Annotated in this window: 26 protein-coding genes and 1 tRNA gene; 19 read left to right on the top strand and 8 right to left on the bottom strand. The window is 62.1% G+C overall.

The window, feature by feature from the left end:
- Nucleotides 1-208: 208 nt before the first annotated feature.
- The 10 genes from EOB80_RS17310 to EOB80_RS17355 all read left to right on the top strand — a co-directional run bounded on the left by EOB80_RS17310 (nt 209) and on the right by EOB80_RS17355 (nt 6,044).
- Nucleotides 209-1,933, top strand: a complete 1,725-nt coding sequence (locus EOB80_RS17310; RefSeq protein ID WP_127328736.1) for a hypothetical protein — start codon at nt 209-211, stop codon at nt 1,931-1,933.
- Complete coding sequence (locus EOB80_RS35335; protein ID WP_245466370.1) at nt 1,933-2,352, top strand: hypothetical protein; 420 nt, start codon at nt 1,933-1,935, stop codon at nt 2,350-2,352. The genes EOB80_RS17310 and EOB80_RS35335 overlap by 1 nt, the downstream gene beginning before the upstream one ends.
- 85 nt (nt 2,353-2,437) lie before the next feature.
- Nucleotides 2,438-3,322, top strand: a complete 885-nt coding sequence (locus EOB80_RS17320; protein ID WP_127328737.1) for a glycoside hydrolase family 19 protein — start codon at nt 2,438-2,440, stop codon at nt 3,320-3,322.
- Nucleotides 3,323-3,334: 12 nt separating this feature from the next.
- Nucleotides 3,335-3,556 carry a hypothetical protein gene (locus EOB80_RS17325; RefSeq protein ID WP_027162323.1) on the top strand — a complete coding sequence of 74 codons (222 nt, stop codon included), beginning with the start codon at nt 3,335-3,337 and terminating at the stop codon, nt 3,554-3,556.
- Between the two features lies 1 nt (nt 3,557).
- Nucleotides 3,558-3,893: a DUF6527 family protein gene (locus tag EOB80_RS17330; protein ID WP_127328738.1), complete on the top strand. Its 336-nt coding sequence runs from the start codon at nt 3,558-3,560 to the stop codon at nt 3,891-3,893.
- Nucleotides 3,893-4,132, top strand: a complete 240-nt coding sequence (locus tag EOB80_RS17335; RefSeq protein WP_127328739.1) for a hypothetical protein — start codon at nt 3,893-3,895, stop codon at nt 4,130-4,132. Before EOB80_RS17330 ends, EOB80_RS17335 begins: the two co-directional genes overlap by 1 nt.
- Nucleotides 4,117-4,311 (top strand): hypothetical protein, encoded by a 195-nt coding sequence (locus EOB80_RS17340; protein WP_127328740.1) that lies wholly within the window; start codon nt 4,117-4,119, stop codon nt 4,309-4,311. The genes EOB80_RS17335 and EOB80_RS17340 overlap by 16 nt, the downstream gene beginning before the upstream one ends.
- 52 nt (nt 4,312-4,363) lie before the next feature.
- Entirely contained in the window at nt 4,364-4,741 is a 378-nt protein-coding gene (locus tag EOB80_RS17345) for a DUF1515 family protein (protein WP_164762648.1), read from the top strand.
- 147 nt (nt 4,742-4,888) lie between these two features.
- Nucleotides 4,889-5,131, top strand: a complete 243-nt coding sequence (locus tag EOB80_RS17350; protein WP_127328742.1) for a hypothetical protein — start codon at nt 4,889-4,891, stop codon at nt 5,129-5,131.
- A gap of 685 nt (nt 5,132-5,816) precedes the next feature.
- Nucleotides 5,817-6,044, top strand: coding sequence for a hypothetical protein (locus tag EOB80_RS17355; protein ID WP_127328743.1), 228 nt, complete (start codon nt 5,817-5,819; stop codon nt 6,042-6,044).
- Between the two features lie 53 nt (nt 6,045-6,097).
- Here the strand turns inward: EOB80_RS17355 and EOB80_RS17360 are convergent, their stop codons facing one another.
- Both EOB80_RS17360 and EOB80_RS17365 read right to left on the bottom strand, forming a co-directional pair.
- Nucleotides 6,098-6,439, bottom strand: a complete 342-nt coding sequence (locus EOB80_RS17360; protein ID WP_127328744.1) for a hypothetical protein — start codon at nt 6,437-6,439, stop codon at nt 6,098-6,100.
- Nucleotides 6,440-6,512: 73 nt separating this feature from the next.
- On the bottom strand, nt 6,513-6,698 hold the full coding sequence (locus EOB80_RS17365; RefSeq protein WP_127328745.1) for a hypothetical protein: 186 nt from the start codon (nt 6,696-6,698) through the stop codon (nt 6,513-6,515).
- 84 nt (nt 6,699-6,782) lie between these two features.
- Between EOB80_RS17365 and EOB80_RS17370 the strand changes: the two genes are divergently transcribed.
- From EOB80_RS17370 to EOB80_RS17390, 5 genes are all read left to right on the top strand, one after another.
- On the top strand, nt 6,783-7,664 hold the full coding sequence (locus EOB80_RS17370; RefSeq protein WP_127328746.1) for an RNA ligase family protein: 882 nt from the start codon (nt 6,783-6,785) through the stop codon (nt 7,662-7,664).
- 24 nt (nt 7,665-7,688) lie between these two features.
- Nucleotides 7,689-7,907, top strand: a complete 219-nt coding sequence (locus tag EOB80_RS17375; protein ID WP_127328747.1) for a DUF768 domain-containing protein — start codon at nt 7,689-7,691, stop codon at nt 7,905-7,907.
- A 96-nt stretch (nt 7,908-8,003) separates the two neighbouring features.
- Nucleotides 8,004-8,750, top strand: coding sequence for an SOS response-associated peptidase (locus EOB80_RS17380; RefSeq protein ID WP_127328748.1), 747 nt, complete (start codon nt 8,004-8,006; stop codon nt 8,748-8,750).
- A gap of 15 nt (nt 8,751-8,765) precedes the next feature.
- Nucleotides 8,766-8,978, top strand: coding sequence for a DUF768 domain-containing protein (locus EOB80_RS17385; protein ID WP_127328749.1), 213 nt, complete (start codon nt 8,766-8,768; stop codon nt 8,976-8,978).
- Nucleotides 8,979-9,001: 23 nt separating this feature from the next.
- Nucleotides 9,002-9,433, top strand: a complete 432-nt coding sequence (locus EOB80_RS17390) for a hypothetical protein (protein ID WP_127328750.1) — start codon at nt 9,002-9,004, stop codon at nt 9,431-9,433.
- A 15-nt stretch (nt 9,434-9,448) separates the two neighbouring features.
- Here the strand turns inward: EOB80_RS17390 and EOB80_RS17395 are convergent, their stop codons facing one another.
- Both EOB80_RS17395 and EOB80_RS34805 read right to left on the bottom strand, forming a co-directional pair.
- A complete protein-coding gene (locus EOB80_RS17395; RefSeq protein WP_127328751.1) occupies nt 9,449-11,155 on the bottom strand; it encodes a hypothetical protein in 1,707 nt (568 codons plus the stop codon).
- A gap of 415 nt (nt 11,156-11,570) precedes the next feature.
- On the bottom strand, nt 11,571-11,825 hold the full coding sequence (locus EOB80_RS34805) for a hypothetical protein (RefSeq protein WP_206516817.1): 255 nt from the start codon (nt 11,823-11,825) through the stop codon (nt 11,571-11,573).
- Between the two features lie 374 nt (nt 11,826-12,199).
- Between EOB80_RS34805 and EOB80_RS17400 the strand changes: the two genes are divergently transcribed.
- The 4 genes from EOB80_RS17400 (at nt 12,200) to EOB80_RS17415 (ending at nt 16,671) form a co-directional block, all read left to right on the top strand.
- Nucleotides 12,200-12,274: transfer RNA gene (locus tag EOB80_RS17400), tRNA-Thr, on the top strand.
- Between the two features lie 324 nt (nt 12,275-12,598).
- Nucleotides 12,599-14,221 carry a DUF882 domain-containing protein gene (locus tag EOB80_RS17405; RefSeq protein ID WP_127328752.1) on the top strand — a complete coding sequence of 541 codons (1,623 nt, stop codon included), beginning with the start codon at nt 12,599-12,601 and terminating at the stop codon, nt 14,219-14,221.
- A gap of 170 nt (nt 14,222-14,391) precedes the next feature.
- Nucleotides 14,392-15,297, top strand: coding sequence for a MurR/RpiR family transcriptional regulator (locus EOB80_RS17410; RefSeq protein WP_127328777.1), 906 nt, complete (start codon nt 14,392-14,394; stop codon nt 15,295-15,297).
- 57 nt (nt 15,298-15,354) lie between these two features.
- Nucleotides 15,355-16,671, top strand: a complete 1,317-nt coding sequence (locus EOB80_RS17415) for an ArgE/DapE family deacylase (protein WP_127328753.1) — start codon at nt 15,355-15,357, stop codon at nt 16,669-16,671.
- Between the two features lie 24 nt (nt 16,672-16,695).
- Here EOB80_RS17415 and EOB80_RS17420 read toward each other — a convergent pair whose 3' ends face one another.
- The 4 genes from EOB80_RS17420 to EOB80_RS17435 are packed head-to-tail and all read right to left on the bottom strand — an operon-like array spanning nt 16,696 to nt 20,062.
- On the bottom strand, nt 16,696-17,730 hold the full coding sequence (locus EOB80_RS17420; RefSeq protein ID WP_127328754.1) for a branched-chain amino acid ABC transporter permease: 1,035 nt from the start codon (nt 17,728-17,730) through the stop codon (nt 16,696-16,698).
- Nucleotides 17,727-18,602 carry a branched-chain amino acid ABC transporter permease gene (locus tag EOB80_RS17425; protein ID WP_127321147.1) on the bottom strand — a complete coding sequence of 292 codons (876 nt, stop codon included), beginning with the start codon at nt 18,600-18,602 and terminating at the stop codon, nt 17,727-17,729. The genes EOB80_RS17420 and EOB80_RS17425 overlap by 4 nt, the downstream gene beginning before the upstream one ends.
- Before the next feature lie 12 nt (nt 18,603-18,614).
- Nucleotides 18,615-19,328 carry an ABC transporter ATP-binding protein gene (locus EOB80_RS17430; RefSeq protein WP_127269236.1) on the bottom strand — a complete coding sequence of 238 codons (714 nt, stop codon included), beginning with the start codon at nt 19,326-19,328 and terminating at the stop codon, nt 18,615-18,617.
- The gene (locus EOB80_RS17435; RefSeq protein WP_127328755.1) at nt 19,325-20,062 is read right to left on the bottom strand and encodes an ATP-binding cassette domain-containing protein; all 738 of its coding nucleotides are present in this window, start codon (nt 20,060-20,062) and stop codon (nt 19,325-19,327) included. The genes EOB80_RS17430 and EOB80_RS17435 overlap by 4 nt, the downstream gene beginning before the upstream one ends.

The raw sequence follows: 20,062 nt of genomic DNA on the forward strand, positions 1-20,062 counted from the left end.
CTTCTGGAGCGGCGGCGGCTTCGGCGGCGCAACGCCTTCGACCGGCGTCCAAGTAAACGGCGGTCCCGGCTCCCTTGGCGGCGGCGGCGGCGGTGGCGACGGGGGCGGTGCCGGCGGTGCTGGCGGTATCGGTGTCGTCGTCATCTTCGAGTTTGGTTGAGGCACCTGAGCCGCCTGCAACTCCACCCCACATAATCGGATAGGTCTCATGGTGACGTTTAGCTATGGCGTGGTGCTGACGCCTGGCCAGTGGAACCTGCTTTTCAACCAGAAGCAGAACGCGCTCGGCTACACCCCAGTCAACCGGGCCGGCGACTCGATGCAAGGTCCGCTTAACACCTTTGCCTCGACGTCCAATGGTGCCGGCTTTTCCATTCCTCCTGGGCAGACTCCGGCATCGCCCGTCGATGGGATGTTCTGGTCGACGATCTACGGTCTGTTTTTCCAGATGGGCGGCCAAACCATCGGGCCAATCTCCAACGGCAATGTCGTTGGGCCGGCCAGCGCCGTGTTGGGCAACATCGCCGTGTTTTCCAACACGAACGGCACAGGCGTCCAGGACAGCGGGATCTCGCTGCAATCGCACGCGGCCAACCTCGTGCTCGCCACGCCAGGTGCGGGAGCCGGCGCGCCCGCGTTCCGGGTGTTGGTCGGAGCTGATCTTCCCACGCCTCAGACCGTGGCCTTGGGCGGCGTGTTTTCGGCCGCCGCGCCTGCCCACAATTTCGCCACGGGCATCAACTTGGGCGGCTACCCGACGTTCGCGCAGCCGGCGATCGGCGACATCTCCGGTCTGGCCGCCAACATGGCGGCTTTCTTGGCTGGAGGCACCAGCGCGCAACTCGCAGCCAGTATGGTCGACGAGACCGGAAGCGGACCGCTCGTCTTCGCGACAAACCCGACCGTTACTCTGGCTGCCGCCTCGACCGCCTTCACGCAGACGCCTGGCGACAACTCGACCAGGCTGGCGACCACTGCCTATGTCCAAGCCGCAATCTACGCCACCACGACGCTGCCGGCTTGCAGACTAGCCACGACCGCCGCGCTTGCGACTGTCACCTATGCGAACGGCGCATCCGGCGTCGGTGCGACGCTTACGGCTTCTGCGAACGGCGCTTTGACGGTGGATGGCGTGGCCGCGAACCTCAACGATGTCATCCTGGTCAAGAACCAGGCGTCGACATTCCAGAATGGTATCTACGCGGTTACGGCGACCGGCAGCGCCGGCGCGCCCTTTGTCCTGACGCGTGCGAGCTATTACAATCTCACCGCCGATATCGACCTTGGCGACCAGACCTTCGTGACGGGTGGAGCAACGTTCGGCACTTCGACCTTTGTACAAAACGCCACCGAGCACCCGGTCATCGGCACCGATCCCATCACCTTTGCCCAGACTGCGGGGATCGGTTCGTACACAGCCGGCAATGGCCTTGCCCTCGTTGGCACGCAGTTCGCGATCGACCCGACAATCACCGTAGACAAGACGACGGCTCAGACGCTTTCCAACAAGACGCTGGCCAGCCCGGTAATGACCGGGACCCCAACCGCGCCGACCCAGGCTGCCGGCGACAACGACACGTCGATCGCCACCACGGCCTTCGTTACGGCGGCGGTAGCCGCTGCGGCTCCGAACTACGGCTCGGGCAACGCGGCCTTGGCTTATGGGGCAGTCGGAACTTATGCGTTTGGGTACACTCTCAACACCGCCGTCATGGCAGGCACCGTGTACGCCGGGTCGACGATCCAGCCTGCGGGTGTCCTCGATAACAGCGGCGCCACCTCCGATCCGGGTGACGACACCCCGTATGGCAGCGGCGCCTCCGTCCTCATAAAGGGCGGCGCCGTTCTGGCCGGCTCTTGGCGAGCGATGGGCCAGGTCAATTACGGCGGCAGTCTCCACCGCCGCACGACGCTCTTTTTGAGGATATCGTGATGCTCCAATTCCGTAACCCCGCATACAATGTTTCCGGCACGATCGACATGGAGATTGAGACGCCGGACTTCGGCTGGATACCGTTTACAGCATCGCCGAACGACGCCATCGACTACGGGCCGGCGCTCTATGCGGCAGCAGTCGCGGCAGGGAATGTTGCTCCGTATGTCGCGCCCGTCGTTGTGCCGGTCGTTCCGGACAGCGTGTCGGCCAGGCAGTTCCATGTGCAGCTTGGCATCGCTGGGCTGCGCGACCAAGTGAGTGGTTGGATCGCTGCACAGTCCGTCGAGGTCCAAGATTCCTTCGAATATAGCGGAAGCTTCCTGCGCAGTGAGCCGATGATGGCATCCGGGTTCACAGAGCTTGGCTACACGTCCGCTCAGGTCGACGCCTTCTTCACGGCAGCCGCTTTGCTCTGACCGTTAAGAGGACCCAGCCGGCGTGGGTCCTGCAATCCCTGATCCTCATCCCAAAACCTGCCCTCCCGGGCGGAAAGGACTGACCATGCTCGTCTATCCGAGCGCGGCCGACCTCGCGCCACTTTTTCCACATGCCGATCCGGCAAACCTCGGCCCGTTCCTGGCGGCCTGCCCAACGGCCGGAGACGTCCTCGGCAGCGTGCTTCGGCTCGGCCAGTTCATCGGCCAGTGCGGTGTCGAGAGCAACTATTTCCGAACCTATGAGGAATATGCCAGCGGGGCTGCCTATGAAGGCCGTGAGGATCTCGGCAACACGCAGCCCGGCGATGGCAAGCGGTTCAAGGGGCGCGGTCCAATCCAGCTCACCGGCCGGGCCGACTATCGCGAGGCGACGCCGTTCGTCCTCACTCTCCTTGGCCGCCCTGACATCGATCTCGAGGCGACGCCTGATCTGGTCGCCACGGACCGTTCCGTCGGCTTCGCGACGTCGCTTTGGTATTGGCAGAAGAACAACCTCAACGTCTATGCGGACCGCAACGACACGGCCGCAGTCAGCCGCGGCGTCAATCGCGGCAATCCGAAATCGAGCAAACCGGCTAACGCCGAGGCCGATCGCATCGCCCTGACGCACCGCGTCATCGCTGCCCTTGAAGCCTTGCAGACTGCGGAGCCGGTGCAGACGGCACAACCCGCTCCGGCACCTGCAGCTCCTCAACCGGTGGCAGCACCCGTGCTGTTCCCGGACAAGCCCAGCGTCACGGTCGTCGTCCAGCACGGCGACACAGTCACGGATCAGACCGTGCTCGTGCCTGCCGCGCCCGCGCCATCGAACCTGCCCGCGCCTACCGTTCCCGCGCCGACGCCGAGCAGTAGCAAACCTACCGTCGCGGTCGGCCTTCTCGCCGTCATCGGTACCGCCATCGCGATGCGCTGGCATGAACTGGCCGCCTGGATTCACTCGTTCTTCTGAAAGGACTTCGCCATGCTGGAAAAGATCAAAAGCTTTTTCCTCAACTCCGAGACCATCCTGGTCGCTCGCGTGCAGATGTTCGGCGGCCTCGTCGTCGGGGCGTTCTGCGCTCTCGATCCGAGCGTCTTTCAGGCCTATGTGCCGACGCAGTATGTGCCGATCTATCTGCTGGCGTCCGGTGTCCTTACCGAGTACGCCCGCCGCCGCCGCGATCCCGACTGCAAGGGGTCGTGAGATGAGCGAGGTCAAGACAGAGCCGGTCGCGGCGACGTTCGCCGAGAGCGAGGCGGCTTTCTTCGATGAGAACATGAGGACGCGTGTGCCTGGCGCGCTCCTGGTGATATCGCAGGACGAGCGACCGACCGGCGACGGCTCCGAATACTGGTACTATTCCTGTCCTTGCGGCTGTGGCGCGGCCGGCGCAGTCCGCGTCAAGGCGGGCGAGAAGCCGGCGCAGTCGCCGTCGTGGCATTGGAATGGTTCAAAGGAAACGCCGACGCTCATGCCGTCCGTGCACCACATCGGGCATTGGCACGGCTGGTTGACCGACGGCGTCTGGAGATCGTGCTGATGACCGGGATCCTCACCTTTCTCCTCACCAATCCGACCATCCTCGCCGTTGTCGCCGGGATCATCGGCGCGGCCGGCGCCTGGTTTCATGGCCGCGCCACCGGCGTTGCCACTGAGCGCAACAAGCAGGCGGCGAACGATGCCGCCGCGACTGTTGAAGGTCAGAAGATCGATGATGCCGTGGCTGGCAGCGCGCCGGCCGACAACCGGAAGGAATTGGGCGAATGGTCAAAATCCTGACACTGGCGGCGGTGCTCGCGCTCGCGGCCGGCTGCACCACAATGGGCGGCAGCTTCTGCGAGGTCGAACACCCGATCCGGCCGACGAAAGCCGACGTCGCCAAGCTCTCGGATGCATTGGTGGCCGAGATCCTGGCCCACAACCGTAAGGGCCAACGGCTCTGCGGATGGCGACCATGAGTGTCGTCGCTCTCGACCACGTCAAAGTCACCACCATCAAGGCGCTTGTGAAATGACGTCGAAACTCGACGAGATATCCGAGGCGATCGGCAGCCTGCGCGCCGAAGTAGCCGGCATCCGCCGCGATTTTCAGGCGTCGGAACAGAGGTCAGTCGAAAGCAGTCGCCGGGCTGATCTGCATCGCGCAGCCGTCCACAAGCGCGTTGATGACCTGGTCGCTGAGGTCGGCGAGCTAAGAACCAACGTCGAGACGATGAAGACCGACGTCGCTGACAGCAAGACAATCACCGACGAGGTGAAGGAATGGAAGCAGCGCGGAGTCGGTGCCTTGTTCGTCGCCGGCATAGCCGGCACGGCGATCGGCGGCGCGGCCGTCGGTTTCGTCGTCTACTGGTGGGACGCCATCATGAAGGTGCTGCGCGCCGCCTGAAGTTTCCAACATTTGTGCCAGTAAGCGTTCCCCCCTGAGTAACCCCCATCGCCGGAGCGAACCGAAATGAGCTCCAACCGAGAATTGAAGCAAATGCTCGCTCACTCCCACGAGCTTTTGCATCTTTTCCTTGAAAGGACCCTTGAAATGACCACTGCTTTGGACCGTCTGAACGCCTCGGTTGCGGCGCAGACCGCCGCCGTCGCTGCAAACTCCGTCGCTGTCGACGCTGCGGTAGCCAGTATCGGTGCTGCGCCCGCTGGCGATAGTGAAGACGCGCTGAATGCCGTCGCAGACGCCATCGACAAGAACACGGCCGACATCACGGCAAGCACCGCCAAGCTGCCGGCCGCCGAGCCGGCCGCCGCGCCAGCCGCACCCGCCGCCTAAGCTTCTGCCTACCCACTTCCAGTTCCCCCACCGGCTTCGGCCGGTGGGGGTTCTTTTTGCGTTTCTGGCGTTACCGGGTGGGCAGGGTGCGAGGCGGGGCAAAAGCACTGATCGCCGTAGCGGCTTTCGGACCCGAGATGTGACATGCCGCAATATCTCAACACCAAAGTGTCTCAGGGGCACGAATTTTTCCAGTCTGACGCTCATGTGGTAGTTAGTGGGTCAGTTTAGCGCGGGCGGATCGTAGACGCGGTCCTTACGCAAAACGCAGTGCAGCTTGATTGGGTTAGAGACGCCAAATGCGGGCAACGGCGGAAGAAATTTGGTTTCGGGTTTTCTTCCATTTCCTACGAATTTTCGGGATCGCGTTTCGCGCTATCGCGGCCCTGATCGGCCTTTGCGCCTTAGCTGATTTGTTGCGATTGACGCACTTCGGCTACCCTGACTTTTCTCTGATCCTCTTATGCGGGTTCTATGCAGTCGGGCATTACGTTTCTAAATTTGCCCGCCTTATGCTTCGTTCCCAAGCCTAGACCCGGAATTTCAAACTGACCCACCGCTCATGTGACTTAGACCATGATGCTCGGCGCGGGACGGCTGTTGATCATCACGTTTCGACGCGCGGGAACCAGTCGAGCGCGAGCGAATTGAATCGCCGTGTGTTGAGTCAAGAGTTCCGCGTTCCATGGCCAATTCCGTCACCAGGCAGAATTCAAAGCGAGCCGCAGTCCGCAAAGCGCTCGACCGCCATAAGGTCTACATCACAGCGCAGCGCTTCTCAGGCGGGTCCTACGAGGCACGGGTGTTGGTCGACGGTGAGGCCTATTGGGTCGATGAATTGCGGCTGGGCCAGCTGCAAAGAGGCATCGCGCCCGCCGAGCTTGAGCTAATCCCGGCACCGGATGATTACTGAACCCGCCCTTATGCCTTGATGCTCAGCGCCGGGGGCTTCAACGTCGCTCATCTCTATACAACAGGCGCGGCCTTCGCCGCCGCCTTGGCTGCCGCCTTCGTAGCAGCAGCTTCGGCCTTGGCTGCAATCTTGGCCTGCTTGACCCTCCAAGCCTCAACGCGCTGATGTTCGCGCAAATCGTCGGCCATGACGCGCAGATGCTTCTCGATCAGCAGCAGTGCCGCCAGACCGCCACAGAAGATCGCAGCCACACAGACGCCCATTGCAAGGCCGAGGACGATAGCGTTGGGGTTGGTCGGCAGGAATGTGGTGCCTAGGCTGAGGCCGGCCAGGATCAGGATGATGGCGACGACGCCGTTGATCAAACCAAGTATGCTTACGAGTAGACGGCTCATGATGTTTTCCCCAACGGCCCTGCATACTCAGTGCCATTGGAGTTTATCTCTTTCAAGAGGACATGGGCGAAAGTCATGAGTCCAGTTCGATCGGCTCATGGTCTTCCGTGGCGTGCCAAAGCAGCTGCCCGATATCGCTCATGTCGATCGCCTGGCCGCAGACCGGGCAGATCTCCGTCACCAGCTCCTCGCCCGCTGGCGAGCCGTCTACCGCCTTGAGGCCACCTGATCGGCGGGGAAGATCAGAAAGCTTGGTCATCAACGGCTCCTACATACAATTCGCCTAAAATACCCGGAACCTTAGTCTGCCTGCCGACTTGAATCGCGGTGCGGGGTGTTGAGTATGCGTAACGCCGGAGATCGGCTGAAGTTCATCAAACCAGTTGAGCCCGAGCTCGTTTTGGAGCCGCCCGTCAGCGACGACTGGTTCCACGAGATCAAGTATGACGGCTTTCGCACCGAGCTGATCCGGGACTGGGCCGGCGTTCGAGCCTTCACCAAGAACGGTCACGACTGGTCTAAGCGCTACTGGCCTGTGGTGACCGCGGCCGAGCAGCTGAAGGCCGACTCCTTCATCCTCGACGGGGAAATGATCGCGCCAGAGCCTGACGGCCGGCCGAATTTCCATGCGATGCACTCCCGCATGACCTGGAACGCTGAGCTGCTCGCCTATGTTGCCTTCGACATCCTGTGGCTAAACGATGAGGATCTGCGCCAGCGGCCGGCGATCGAGCGCAAGGAGATCCTGTGGGATCTGATCAAGCCCGCCAAGGGCATCATCCAATACAGCGCGCACGTCCTGGGCGGCGGCGCCGAGTTCTACGAAGCGGTTGAGAAGATGGGCCTTGAGGGCATCGTGTCGAAGCGCCAGGGCAGCTCCTACCGCAGCGGGCCGTCGGATATCTGGGTGAAGACTAAATGCTGGGAATACGGCGAGTTCGACCTGCTGGGCATCAAGCGCGAGCCGGGCAAGGAGACGGTCGGGCTGATGGCACGCGACGGTAAATATGCTGGTCCTGCCACCATTGCGCTGACCAAGGCACAGCGCGAGCGGCTGATGGCGCGCGTGCGCAAGGGTCAACCGCCTGCTGGCGTGCCGACGGCGGTGGTCGGCCCGATGGTGGAGTGGGTCGGACCTGGCATGACGGCCCGAGTGCGATATCTGCGCGGCGAGGCTAAGCTGCGCCATGCTTCGGTGCAGGATTTGCGGGACGACGGAACCTAAGTGTTTCGAGGGGATTCTTGCCTCATGAGCACACGCGGCATCAATTTCCTCGACAAATGGATGGCAGAGCAACTGCCCGAAACCGTGACCGATGATCCGATCGTCATCAGCGACCTTGCGGACAAAGCCATGAAAGCGGCCGACAAGGCCGGCATCGCCACGACCGAGATCAGCGAGGAAGTACCCAGCGTCTTCGAGGTCATTGCCGAGGCCATGGACCATCGCGAAGGCGGAAGGCCCTGACGCGCCCAACGCCTGCGCTAATATCAACAATGCTTGACTCGTTCGCATTCCGTTCCCATTTTGGTCTTCCTCAACGTGATAGGTGCGATCGAGCTTATGTGCGGACGCGTTTTCGTAAAGTCGACAATCCCTGACATGGTGCGGCGGTTCGAGTTCGCCCATCCTGGGGAGGTCGAACGCATGGGCAATGGCTTCCCGATCTGGAACGGTGCGCCGAGCCTGAGCTATCCGATCATCATCCGCGAAGAGCTCTCAACCTCCATGGCTGGCTTCGTCTCTGCTAAATGGGGGCTGGTCCCGGGCTGGGCTCGTGATGGGGGAGGCCGCCCGCCGCCCGTCAACGCACGCTGCGAGACGATCGCGACCAATGGCATGTTCCGCAAAGCCTATGCCGCACGCCGATGCCTGGTGCCGGTCGACGGCTATTTCGAGTGGCAGAAGCTGGACGCCTCGGGCAAGAAGAAGCAGCCCTATGCAATTGCGATGAAGGATGACGAGCCCTTCGCCATGGCCGGCATATGGGAAGAATATGCCGACCAGGGGACCGGTGAACTGATCCGCACCTTCGCTATCGCCACCTGCGAGCCGAACGAGTTGATGGCAACCATCCATGACAGGATGCCGGTGATCCTGGCACCTGGTGATTATATGCGCTGGCTTGGTCCGGACCCAGATCCTCGAGACTTGATGAAGCCCTTTCCGTCGGAACTCATGAAGATGTGGCCTATCGGCAGTCGTGTAGGAAGCCCGCGAAACAACACGCCTGACATCATCGACGAAATTGGGAAACCGGACATCATTGACGAAAAGGGGCACGGCCCCAACGACCTCTTCGACGTCTGACCGAGGGCTGGCCTCATGAGTTCACGCGGAACGAATTTCCTCTTCAAATGGATTGCAAACAACATCCACGAGACCGACGACACTTCGGTTGCCGAGCTGACTGAGATGCTCTTTGCCGATGCCAAAACGCTAGGCTTTAGCAGATTGGAAATCGAAGAAGACACAGGCAGCGCCTCCGAGGCGATCGATGATGCGCGTCGATACCAGGATGCAGGCTTGGTAGACTGACGGGCCGTACTGGGGGTGATCGCATGCCGGCTGATAGATTGAAGATCCGCGACGCCACGGCTGATGGCTATGAGGTCCTGGAGGACGGCGAGCCTATCTGGTCTTTCGAGACCATAGTCGAGGCAGTCCGGTTTGTTCGGGATCGTGGCGCACGGCTCTGGCTTGATTGGGACCGGACCGTCATCAGTGGAGAGGCGCGACCGCATGATTTCGCTCCCACCTTTCTGGGCTCCGATAGCGTCGGCCGCATCATGGGTGAGCAGCACGGTCCGAGCGCCGGCACCTGGGCCTGGTCGATCTCCACGCACGACAACCGCTGGCGCAAGCATGGCGGGCAGCGCGGACGTGAGCCTACCAAGGCAAAGGCGGTCGCCGCGCTTGAGCGTGAGTTCACCGACTATCTGGCCGACACGCCGCAAAAGCCGTCGCCTTATGCACAGACGAAGGGGTTGTAACACGGTGGAAGAAGGTCAACCGACTTGCGCCGCAATCCTTTCTTCCCACAGAATGAACGCCATTGCGCGCGACTGAGCGTTCCAAGCGCCCCCATAGGCGACCAGGAATTTTCCGACGGTGATCAGGCCACGTGACTCCATCTGTACATCGATCTCGCCAAGTTCGGCGCCTGATTTGAGATCGACTGCTACCACGCGCCCCTTGGCATCACACACAGCGATGAGGTGCTCGGCCAGCACGACAACGGAGATGTAGGACGCGTGCACTGGCGTCGGGAGAAGCCGGACGGGCAATCCGTGAGTATCCACGACGGCAACGAGGCCGTCCCCAACAATGACGACTTCGGTCTCGTTGAGCCTGCATATTGCATTGATAGACTGGTTAAACGGGACTTCGCGCTCGCGCTCCAAATCACCATCCACCACCATAATGGCGTGCTCTCGGGCAACCACCGTACGCTCGCCCATGACGAGCAGACTAATCACGCGCCCGTGCCGGTTTTTTTGACCTGGCAATGTTGGGCCTTGGTCACCGAAGATGTCGGGGCGGCCCCCTGGAAACCACCAGCGGTCAAGGTCACCGTATGAATTGGCTGCCACAACCGTCTCGGCGCCCTGAAAGTGTTGAGCTGCCACAGCTACAAGCTTAGTTCTAAGCCGGGAATGCTCGGTACCGCCGCCTTGGAACCGAGGCGTCCAGGCAGACATTCCATCGCTGGTGGCAAGCACGAGTCTGCCGTCTTGTAGTTCGGCAACCCCGTTCACAATCCCGACGCCATCGGCTGTACCAGTTGTAACCTGCCCATTCGGGGTAATCGTATAAATCACCCCGCTGCGCCCGCACAGCACACCTTTGCCATCTGCGAGTGTGTACCCGGCCGTAATGGTTTTTGCATTGTTCGCGTTGCGCAAGCTCAGCTTGATCTCTTTGTGGTCGCCTGCATCGCCGAGAGCATCTTGGATGAGACTCCCCACAAGCCGGACAAACTTGGTACCGGACTGGATGACCTTATCCAATGATTTTACGATCGCCTCGGCCGAACCGAAGGACTCCTTCAGCGAGGCTGCCATGTCGCGGAGATCCGACAGAACCCGATCGGCCGTAGTCGAAAGGAACTGGATGGTTCCCTCGAACATCACCTTGGTGTTGACCTTCACGTTCACCGCAAATGCGCTGGCGCTGAGGCGGCGGATTTGGACCCGCAGGTTTTTTAGGACATCGACGTCCCAGCCATTTAGGAGCGATATGTTGATTTGGTTGTTCGTGACGTGAACGTTGTTGATGACCTCGGTCGAGGCATTGACGATGGTCTGGCCAATCGGTCCCTCGGGGTTGATTGGGATCGGCCGGGTATGCTCCTGAGCTTCCAAGGCTTGCATCGCGACTTGCTGTATTGCCGACTTGGCATTGAGATGAGCTTGAGCGTTGACGTACATTCGATTCAAAACATGCAATATCTGCTCGATCGAATGCTTGCCCTCGGCATCGAGTTCATTGACCTGTTCCACAAGGGCGTAGAGTGGCCCTTGCACCATCAGGATGCGGGTCATGTCATCCGCAGTGAAAGCTTTTGGGTCGATGCCGAAGGTGTCTCTCAGACCTTCCAGCTCAACAACATCAAGGAAATCTTCGATGGGGAAATTGCTTTTACCCGATAACTGTCTCCCCAGGTCTTCGGCACTTTCCTGCAAGCGCTTCAGCAGCCTGTCTTCGTCATCCATTGCATGCCCCCCCCCACTGGGAATAAATCCCACTAAAAGATAATCAGGTTTCAGCGCAGTAAAAGGAGTCGGGACTGCAGTTCGCAGATTTATTGTCGACAACTTAGTGCCGGCTCACCATTTCAGGATCATACATGATGCGGCGAACGGTTCGTCAATGCCGGGCTAGGGCTGCCTGCCGCGCCTCATACTTGCGGTTCGCGACCTCTCTTCGCGCAAGTGCAAGAGCGGTGTCGACCACAACTTTGACGCTGGACCCAGCGCGGCGCCTTTCTTCACCAACTCCAGCTCGGCCACAGGGCGTCGATGGTCTCCGCCTGGCACGGGGTGGTGGCCGGTCTGGACGGTCCAAGGATGAAGCGCCCCGTAAAGTAATCGCGATTCTCCGTTAGACCCCTAGTTACGCTCCGTCATCTCAGGCGTCTCCATCCTCTGCCTCCATCTCCCTTTTCGTCGCCCACCAACCGCTCAACCACTGGTCTGTCTGCCTCCTGTACTCGGGCAGGGGTCTCTTGAAGATCAGTTGCTTGCCTGTGACGCACACCAGCTCCCACCCGACCTCTCCGAATGTGGATAAGTCATGGAAGTAGATGCCGTGTTTAACGGTGTGGATTTTGTACTCCCAGATCGGCGGGGGTGCCGGTGGTTGGCGGTTCCAAAAGAGACCCATGGTACCTCTCTGATGAGTGAGAGCCGAGCAATGCAGCCAATACGATCCCACGGAATCGGGGGTAGAGCAAACCTCTCAACCGCATCAATTCGAGCCGTGGCGGGGCCAAGGACGCGCGCGGAGCCTTTCGCTGGTAGTGAGTGAAGGGCGGGGGTGAGAGAAACCTTTGTACGGGGCTCTATTAAATCGCAACCGACACGGCACCAAACAGGTTACAAGAATGGTGTAGCTCTCGCTCGAATGGTGCTGGCCGCTAGGTGTGCAGAGTCCGTGCGGTGCCACATTGGCACCAACGTACCAAATTGGCGCATGGTGTCGAAAAGGCCCTCAACGCCTTGCAATTCAAGGCGTCAGCGGTTATTCAGACGCCCGTTGCTGCGGTAGCTCAGTGGTAGAGCACTCCCTTGGTAAGGGAGAGGTCGAGAGTTCAATCCTCTCTCGCAGCACCAGTTTCCAACATCCTTGTTGCCGCACATTCGTTCTCTGCATTTGCGAGGGCGAGGCGGCTACATGGGAACTGCGCGGCCGTCGTGCTGGCGGACCTCATCAGCGGTGCATTGCTCCAGAAAATGGCTGCCACAGGCAACTCCAGCCGAAACGCGTTCTCGGAAGCGACACGATTCGTTAACCAAGATGCTGTTCATCAACATGACGTGTTGTGGCATGGACGCCTGTCTGCGTCGGTCAAGTCCATGCTTGTCAGGAAGAGGGCTGAAGGGCTCTTCATCTGGGCGGGAACCTGAAATCGCCCGAAACAAAAGAACGTGCAAGGCATGAACGTGAGCGAAAACGTGCAAAACGCCCCCGGTGCTTCCCGTCTTTGGACACTGCCTGCCATCATCGCAGCGTTCCTTTGCCTGTGTGTCACCGGCGCGTTCGCGGAGACGCGTGCTTTGAAGATTCAACATCTCCATACGGGCGAGAAGGCTGAAATCGTCTTCAAGCGCAATGGGCGCTATGATCCGGCGGGATTGAAGAAGATCAATCTCATGCTGCGCGACTGGCGTCGCAACGAACCGACGAAGATGGATCCGCGCCTGCTCGATCTTGTCTGGCAGGCCTATCGCGCCAGCGGCTCGAGAGCCTATATCCACGTGGTCAGCGCCTATCGGTCGCCAGCGACGAACGCCATGCTGCGCAGCCGCTCGAAGGGCGTGGCTCGGGAAAGCCAACACATGGTTGGCCGCGCGATGGACTTCTTCCTGCCGGATGTGCCGCTGAAGAAGCTGCGCGACATCGGCCTCAAGATGCAGGGCGGCGGCGTAGGCTATTACCCGACCTCCGGTTCGCCTTTCATACATATGGATGTCGGCAATGTGCGGCATTGGCCCGGCATCAGCCGCCAGGAACTCGCAAGGGTATTCCCGAACGGCAACACCTTGCATGTGCCGAGCGACGGCAAACCGCTGCCCGGTTATGGGCAGGCGTTTGCCGCCTACAAATCGCGCAAGGGCGCCGGCACGCCCAACATCGACCTGGCAAGTGCCGACGGCGGCCAACGCAGGCCGGCGCGCGGCCTGCTGGCGACGCTTCTGGGTGGGCGCGGCGCGGACGAGACCGATGATGTCGCCGAAGCGGTGCCGGCGCCACGCAAGCCGGCCAAGTCCGTTGAACCCAGGCCCGCCGGCATCGCAATCGTGCCGCCGCAGGATGCCCAGCGCGCCGACATCCAGATGGCTTCCGTCGATAGGGCCGAAGAATCGCCGATTGGACCGGAGGGGAAGACGCCTGAAGCGATCGTCATGGCGATGGCGCCGGGCTCGGTGCCGCTGCCAGCCTTCGCCCCGCGCAGCGGGTCCAGCATTCCGACCCCGCAACTCGCGCCGCTTGCAGCAGCCAACGCTTCCACCGCGCGGGCCGAACTGGCCAATCCAACAGCAACCGATGCTGAAATTCCCTCGGGCAAGTCGGCCGGTCCCGCGGGCGGCGCGCCGGACATGGTGGCGTTCAACATCCCGTTGCCGACATGGCGACCGGAAAGCCCGACGCGCCAGCTTGAAGCAGACAAATCCGGCGATGCGGTCGCTGCCTTGCTGGCCTTGAACCACGCCGATGACGGCCACAATGGGTTGGCCGGCCAGCGGGTCTCGGTTGCCCAATCGAAGCCCGAAGATCGCGTCAGGACCAGCCCGAAGGCCGACCGTGTCCAGCCAAATCTCGATCCCGAAGCCACTGCGGTCATCGTGCCGGCAGCGTTGTCCCGGCCGATTGAGACAGGTCGTGGCATCGCCGGCGGAGCTAGCACTGCGGCGGCGCCCGTCATTGCCGCCAATCTCATCCGCACAGCGCCGGAGCACATCTATCTCGATGGATTCCAGCCGCGAGGACAGACCTCCGATCACCGGCGCTTCACCGGTTCCGCGGTCAAGTTCCTGCCCATCGCCAGCTTCAAATAGACGCCAGCCCTCGTTCGAGCCGACGTGGATGTGTTGCACGACTGGCTTGGCTGCCATGGGATAGCAAGTCATGCCGAACTCTCGATGGCTCTGTAAGAGAAGTTCCAAATTTGACAAACATGTGTGAAATTGTAAGATAATCGTCTTTCCGTCGGCGATGGGCGATGACAATGTCGATCCGCGAAGAACTGGCCAATACGACCGTGGCGTTCACCTCCGCGGAAGAGAAGATCGTCCAGGTCCTGCTCGCTGATTATCCGATGTCGGGGCTGGGCACCGCGACCCGGCTGGCACGGCGCGCTGGCGTCAGTGACCCGAGCGTGACGCGGCTGATGAGCAAGCTTGGCTATGTCGGCTTTGCCGATTTCCAGGCACGCCTGCTCACCGAAGTTGAATCCAGGCTGCATTCGCCGCTTTTGATGATGGAGGCCAAGCGTCCGGGCGGCTCCAGCGAAGGCACCGCACTCGCCTATTTCCATTCGGTTTCCGACAGCCTGGAGCGCACGCGCACGGCAGTGCCGGTGCAGGCCTACACGCGCGCCGTCAACATGCTGCTCGAGAGCAAGGGCCAGGTTGTGCTGCTGGGCGGCCGGTTCAGCCGGCATATCGCCTCCATGCTGGCCGGCTACCTCCTGCAGTTCCGCTCCGGCGTGTGCGACATTGGTTCGTTGAGCCCCGCCGATTTCGACCTGTTGATCGACCTTGGCAAACGCGACCTCCTCGTCGTGTTCGACTACCGGCGCTATCAGTCGGACGTGGTGAGCTTTGCCCAGCAGGCCAAGGAGCGCGGCGTCTCCATCCTGCTGTTCACCGATGTCTGGCTGTCGCCGATATCTGACATAGCGGACCTGACCATGGTCGCGGCGATCGACGCCAACTCGCCGTTCGACACCCTGGCGACGGCCGTTGCCCAGATGGAAACCGTGTTTGCCCACGCGCTGGAAGGCCATGGCGCCGGGGTGCGCAAGCGCATCGAGGACATCGAGAAGATCCGCAGCGCCAATGCGGTCACGCTCGATACCGCCCTGTCGTCATCGGCCGACGACGCCGCCAAATCCAAAACCACAAGGAAATAGTGTCGTTGCGCCCAGTGCAGCGATGCAAAGCGCCGCGACGCAGAGAAGGAAGCGACGATGCCCGACAACCAGACCATCATCGATGCCGTGCAGGCTGAGATCGAGACCGATCGCGACTGGTTGATCGGGCTGACCCGCGACATGGTTCGCATCCCTTCGGTCAATCCCAAATTCGAGCCCAACCCGGCGATCAACCGCGAGGCGGATGTCCAGGCGCTGCTTGAACCGATCCTCAGGCAGGACGGGTTCAGGACCGAGCAATGGGATGCCTTGCCCGGCCGACCCAATCTGGTCGGCGAATGGGCGGGAGACGAGGATCGCAGCCTGATCCTGTGCGGCCATATCGACGTCGTGCCGGTCGGCGCGATGAAGGACTGGTCGGTCGATCCGTTCGGCGGCGAGATCACCAATGGCCGCCTCTATGGCCGCGGCGCCGTCGACATGAAGGGCGGCGTCGCCGCTTGCATCGCCGCCGCGCGCGCGATCCGCAAGGCGGGCATCACGTTGCAGGGCCGGCTCGCCATCCACTCGGTCGTCGACGAGGAAGCCGGCGGCTTCGGCGCCATGGATGCGGTGAAGAAGGGCAAGCTCGCCAAGGCGGTGCTGGTCGCCGAACCGACCTGGGGCGATGTCCTGCCGGTCGAAGGCGGGCTTGAATGGGCGCGGGTGACGATCCGCGGGCGCAACGCCCATTCGGCGCTGCGCTACAACGAGATCTATCCGCAGCGCCACGACAAGGACCGGCTCGAGCCGGGCGTCAACGCCATCGAGATCGCCGCTCGCTTCATCGCCGCCGTGCGCCAGTATGAGCTGGACCGGACGCGGGCGAAATCGCATCCATTGCTGCCGCTCGGTATGAACACCATCAACATCGGCGTCATGCATGGCGGAACCGGCCTTGGCCAGCATGGCCTGCCGACCGTCATGACCAACCCGGCCATCATTCCCGACGTCGCGGTGCTCGATCTCGACATGAAATTCCTGCCCGATGAGAACTCGGCCGACTACCGCCGCGATTTCGAGACGTTCGTCCACCATTTCGCCCAGACCGATGCGTGGCTGCGCGACAACCCGCCTGCGATCCAATGGGAGCTCGGCGGGCTGTATTTCCCGCCGATGAACACGCCGGTCGATCATCCGCTGGTGACATCGCTGATGAAGCGCAAGGCCATGGTCGGCAAGGCGCCGCAGGTGCGCGGCTTCGTCGCCGTGTGCGATGCCGCGCACTATGCCGGCGCGGGCGTCGACGGTGTCATCTTCGGGCCGTCAGGCGACGGGTTTCACGGTTCCGACGAATATGTCGAGGTCGAATCGGTGGTCGAGACCGCCAAGGTGATCGCCGCTTCGGTCATCGACTGGTGCGGCATCCGCTGAGGCGGAGCCGCTATTCCGAAACGGTCAGGCCGGGCGTTTCAGGCGTCCGGCGACGGCGCCCCATGAAGCCTTGATCATGCCGACCAGGCCGCTCGGGTAGGCCAGCATCACGCCGATGATCAGCACCGCCGTGATCATCGGCCGCCACGCGCCGAAATCGGCCATCCATTCGGCGAAGATCGTCAGCACGAAGGAGGCGATGATGGCGCCGTAGATGGTGCTGGTGCCGCCAAGCAGCACCATCGACAGGATGATGGTCGCGAGACTCATGCCGAAGACATCGATCGAGGCATTGCGCTGGTAGGCGGCGTAAAAGGCGCCGGCGATGCCGGTGAAGAAGGCGCTCGCGGCAAGCGTCAGCATGCGCTGGCGCACGATCGAGACGCCGCGGCTGACGGCGTATTCCTCATTGTCGCGCAAGGCGACGATACTGGCCCCGGCGCGTGAGCGCACGAACACGCGCAGGAACAGCGTACTTGCCACCAGCAGTGCCAGCGCGATGTAGAAATAGGCGAACTTGCCGTCGCGGACCATGTTGTGGTCGAAGATATAAAGTCCGGGAATGCGCACCAGCCCTTGCGTGCCGCCGGTGATCGCGGACTGGCTGATGATCACCTGCATCACCAACTGCGCGAAGCCGAAAGTGACCAGGATGATGTAGATGCCCTTCAGCCGCAGGATCGGGATGGTCACCAGGATCGCCGCCAGGGTTGCGATGACACCGCTGGCAAACAGCGCGATCCACGGGTCGAATTCGGCCAGCTTGGTCAGCAGGCTGTAGGCATAGACGCCGATGCCGAACAGCGCCAGATGGCCGAAATTGAAAACGCCGCCATAGCCGAGGCTAAGATCCCAGTTCGAGGCGACGATGGCGTAGATGAAGGCCATGATCAGGATGTGGCGGGCATAGGTGTCACCGAAGATCAGCGGCAGCAGCGCCAGCAGCGCGAAGCCGAGCACGAAGCCGATGGCCTCTTGCTTCCACGGCGTGCGGCCTGGAGCGATCGGGGTTGCCACCTCGGCGTGGCCAGGCGCGATCAGCGATGTCGTGTCGGTCATGCTAGGCCTCGGGAGCGGCTGGCAAAGATGCCCTCGGGGCGCACCATCAGGGTCAGGATGAGCACGCCGAACAGCAGTGCCGGCGTCCAGTACAAGCCGAAATAATAGCTGCAGGCGGCCTCGAAGAAGCCGATCAGATAGGCGGCGAAGATCGGACCCGATATGCTCGATATGCCGCCGAAAACGACGACGATCAGCGCCTTGAGCAGCGGGTCGCTGCCCATCACCGGCGACATGAAGCGGTAGCCGCCCATGAAGATGCCGGCGAGCCCGGCCAGCGAGGCGGCGATGGCGAAGGCCAGCCCATAGAGCGCGGTGACGTTCAGCCCGACAAGATGGCTGGCATCTTCGTTCTGCGCCACGGCGCGCAGCGCCAGTCCCAGCCGCGTGCGGTTGAGGAACATCCAAAGCGCGGCCAGGATCAGCGGCGTGATAACGATGATGGCGATCTGGTGCAGGGAGACGCCGACGCCCCCGATGGTGGCGTTGCCGGCGATCAGCGCCGGGATCTGTTTCGAGCGCGGTCCCCAGATGGTCAGCGCGCCGTTCTCGATCAGCGACCCGGCCGCCAGCGTGGTGATGACGACGACCAGCACGATGTTGGGTCGGCCGATCAGCGGCCGCACGACGCTCGCCTGCAGGATCCAGCCGACGCCGGCCATGACGACGACGGCGATCGGAAAGGCGACCGCCGCCGGCAGGCCGAGTTCGACCAGCTGCCAGGCGATGTAGGCGCCCAGCATCATGAACACGCCATGGCTGAAATTGAACACGCCGATCGTCGTCCAGACCAGAGCCAGCCCGACCGCCATCATGGCGTAGAGCGAGCCCTGGAACAGGCCGCCGAACAGGATTTCCGCCAATGCGCTCATCTTCGGATTTTCCTAATGGCCAAAATACATCGACATGATCTCGCCGTGGTCGAGGCTTTCGCCCGGCTTGATCTCGGTCGCCACCGCGCCATGGTTGACGAGGTAGAGTTGCTGCGTCAGCTCCAGCAGGAATTCGATATCCTGCTCGACGACGATCAGCGGCACGCCGCCGCGCGAAATGTCCATGACGGAGGCGCAGAGTTCGTCCTTGATCTTGGGCGCCAGCCCCAGCGTCGGCTCGTCCAGGATCAGCAGGCGCGGATGGCTCATCAGCGCCGTGCCGATCGACACCATCTGGCGCTCGCCGCCCGACAATGTGCGCACGCGCTGGCGCCAGCGTTCCGCCAGTTTCGGAAACAGCTTGATCACCTTCTCGCGGTTCTCCGCCTCATGCGGCCGGGCCCGCGGCGAATAGGCGCCGAGCGCCATGCAGTCGGCGATCGAGAGATCGGGAAACAGCCGGTTGCCTTGCGGCACATGGATCAGGCCGGCGCCGACGATGGCGCGTGCGCTGCGGCCGGCAATGTCTTGCCCGTCGAACAGGATGCGGCCGCTCTTCGGCTGCAGCAGCCCGGAGACTGCGCGCAGCAGCGTCGTCTTGCCATGGCCGTTGGGGCCGAACAGGCCGACATTGCCGAAGCGGCCGGCCTCCAGCGAGATATCGTGCAGCACGGTGACGCGGCCATAGCCGGCGGTGACGCCTTCGACGCTCAGAATGGGGTTCACGCCGCCGATCTCCTCGTGCCGAGATAGGCTTCGATGACGCGCGGGTCCGCGATCACGCCGGCCGGGTCGCCGGCGGCCAGGACGCGGCCATTGTTGAGCACCAGCAGATGTTGCGAAAGGCTCATCAGGAAGGTCAGCACGTGCTCGATCAGAAGGATGGTGATGCCGCGTTCGGCGGTGCGGCGGATCAGGCCGATCGATGTCTCGATCTCGGGCTTGGTCAGGCTCGATGCCGGCTCGTCGAGCAAGAGCATGCGCGGCTGCATGGCGATCGCGGTGGCAAGCATCAGGCATTTGCGCTCGAACACGGACAATTCGCCGGCAAGCCGGCCGAACGACTGAGATCCCAGGCCGACGAACTCCAGCGCCTCGGCGGCGGCATTGCGGGCCGTAGCCGCTGTCTTTTCCTGCTTGCCGTAACTGGCGCCGATCAGCGCGTTCTCGAACACGGTCAGCCCGTCGAAGCTGGTCTCGCGCTGAAACGTGCGGGCGAGGCCGAGGCGCGCGATGACGTGTCCCGATTTGCCGTTTATGGCAATGCCGTCAAAGCGGATCTGGCCCCGGTCGGGGCCGAACGGTATGCCGGTGATGATGTTGAACAGCGTGCTCTTGCCGCTGCCGTTCGGGCCGGCGATGCCGAAGATCTCGCCGGCCTCGACCTTGAACGACACGCCGTCGACGGCCTTCAGCGAACCGAAGGCCTTCGACACGTCGTCCAGTTCAAGCAGGGCCAT

It is taken from the genome of Mesorhizobium sp. M7A.F.Ca.MR.245.00.0.0 (assembly GCF_003997415.1).
Taxonomy (GTDB): Bacteria; Pseudomonadota; Alphaproteobacteria; order Rhizobiales; family Rhizobiaceae; genus Mesorhizobium.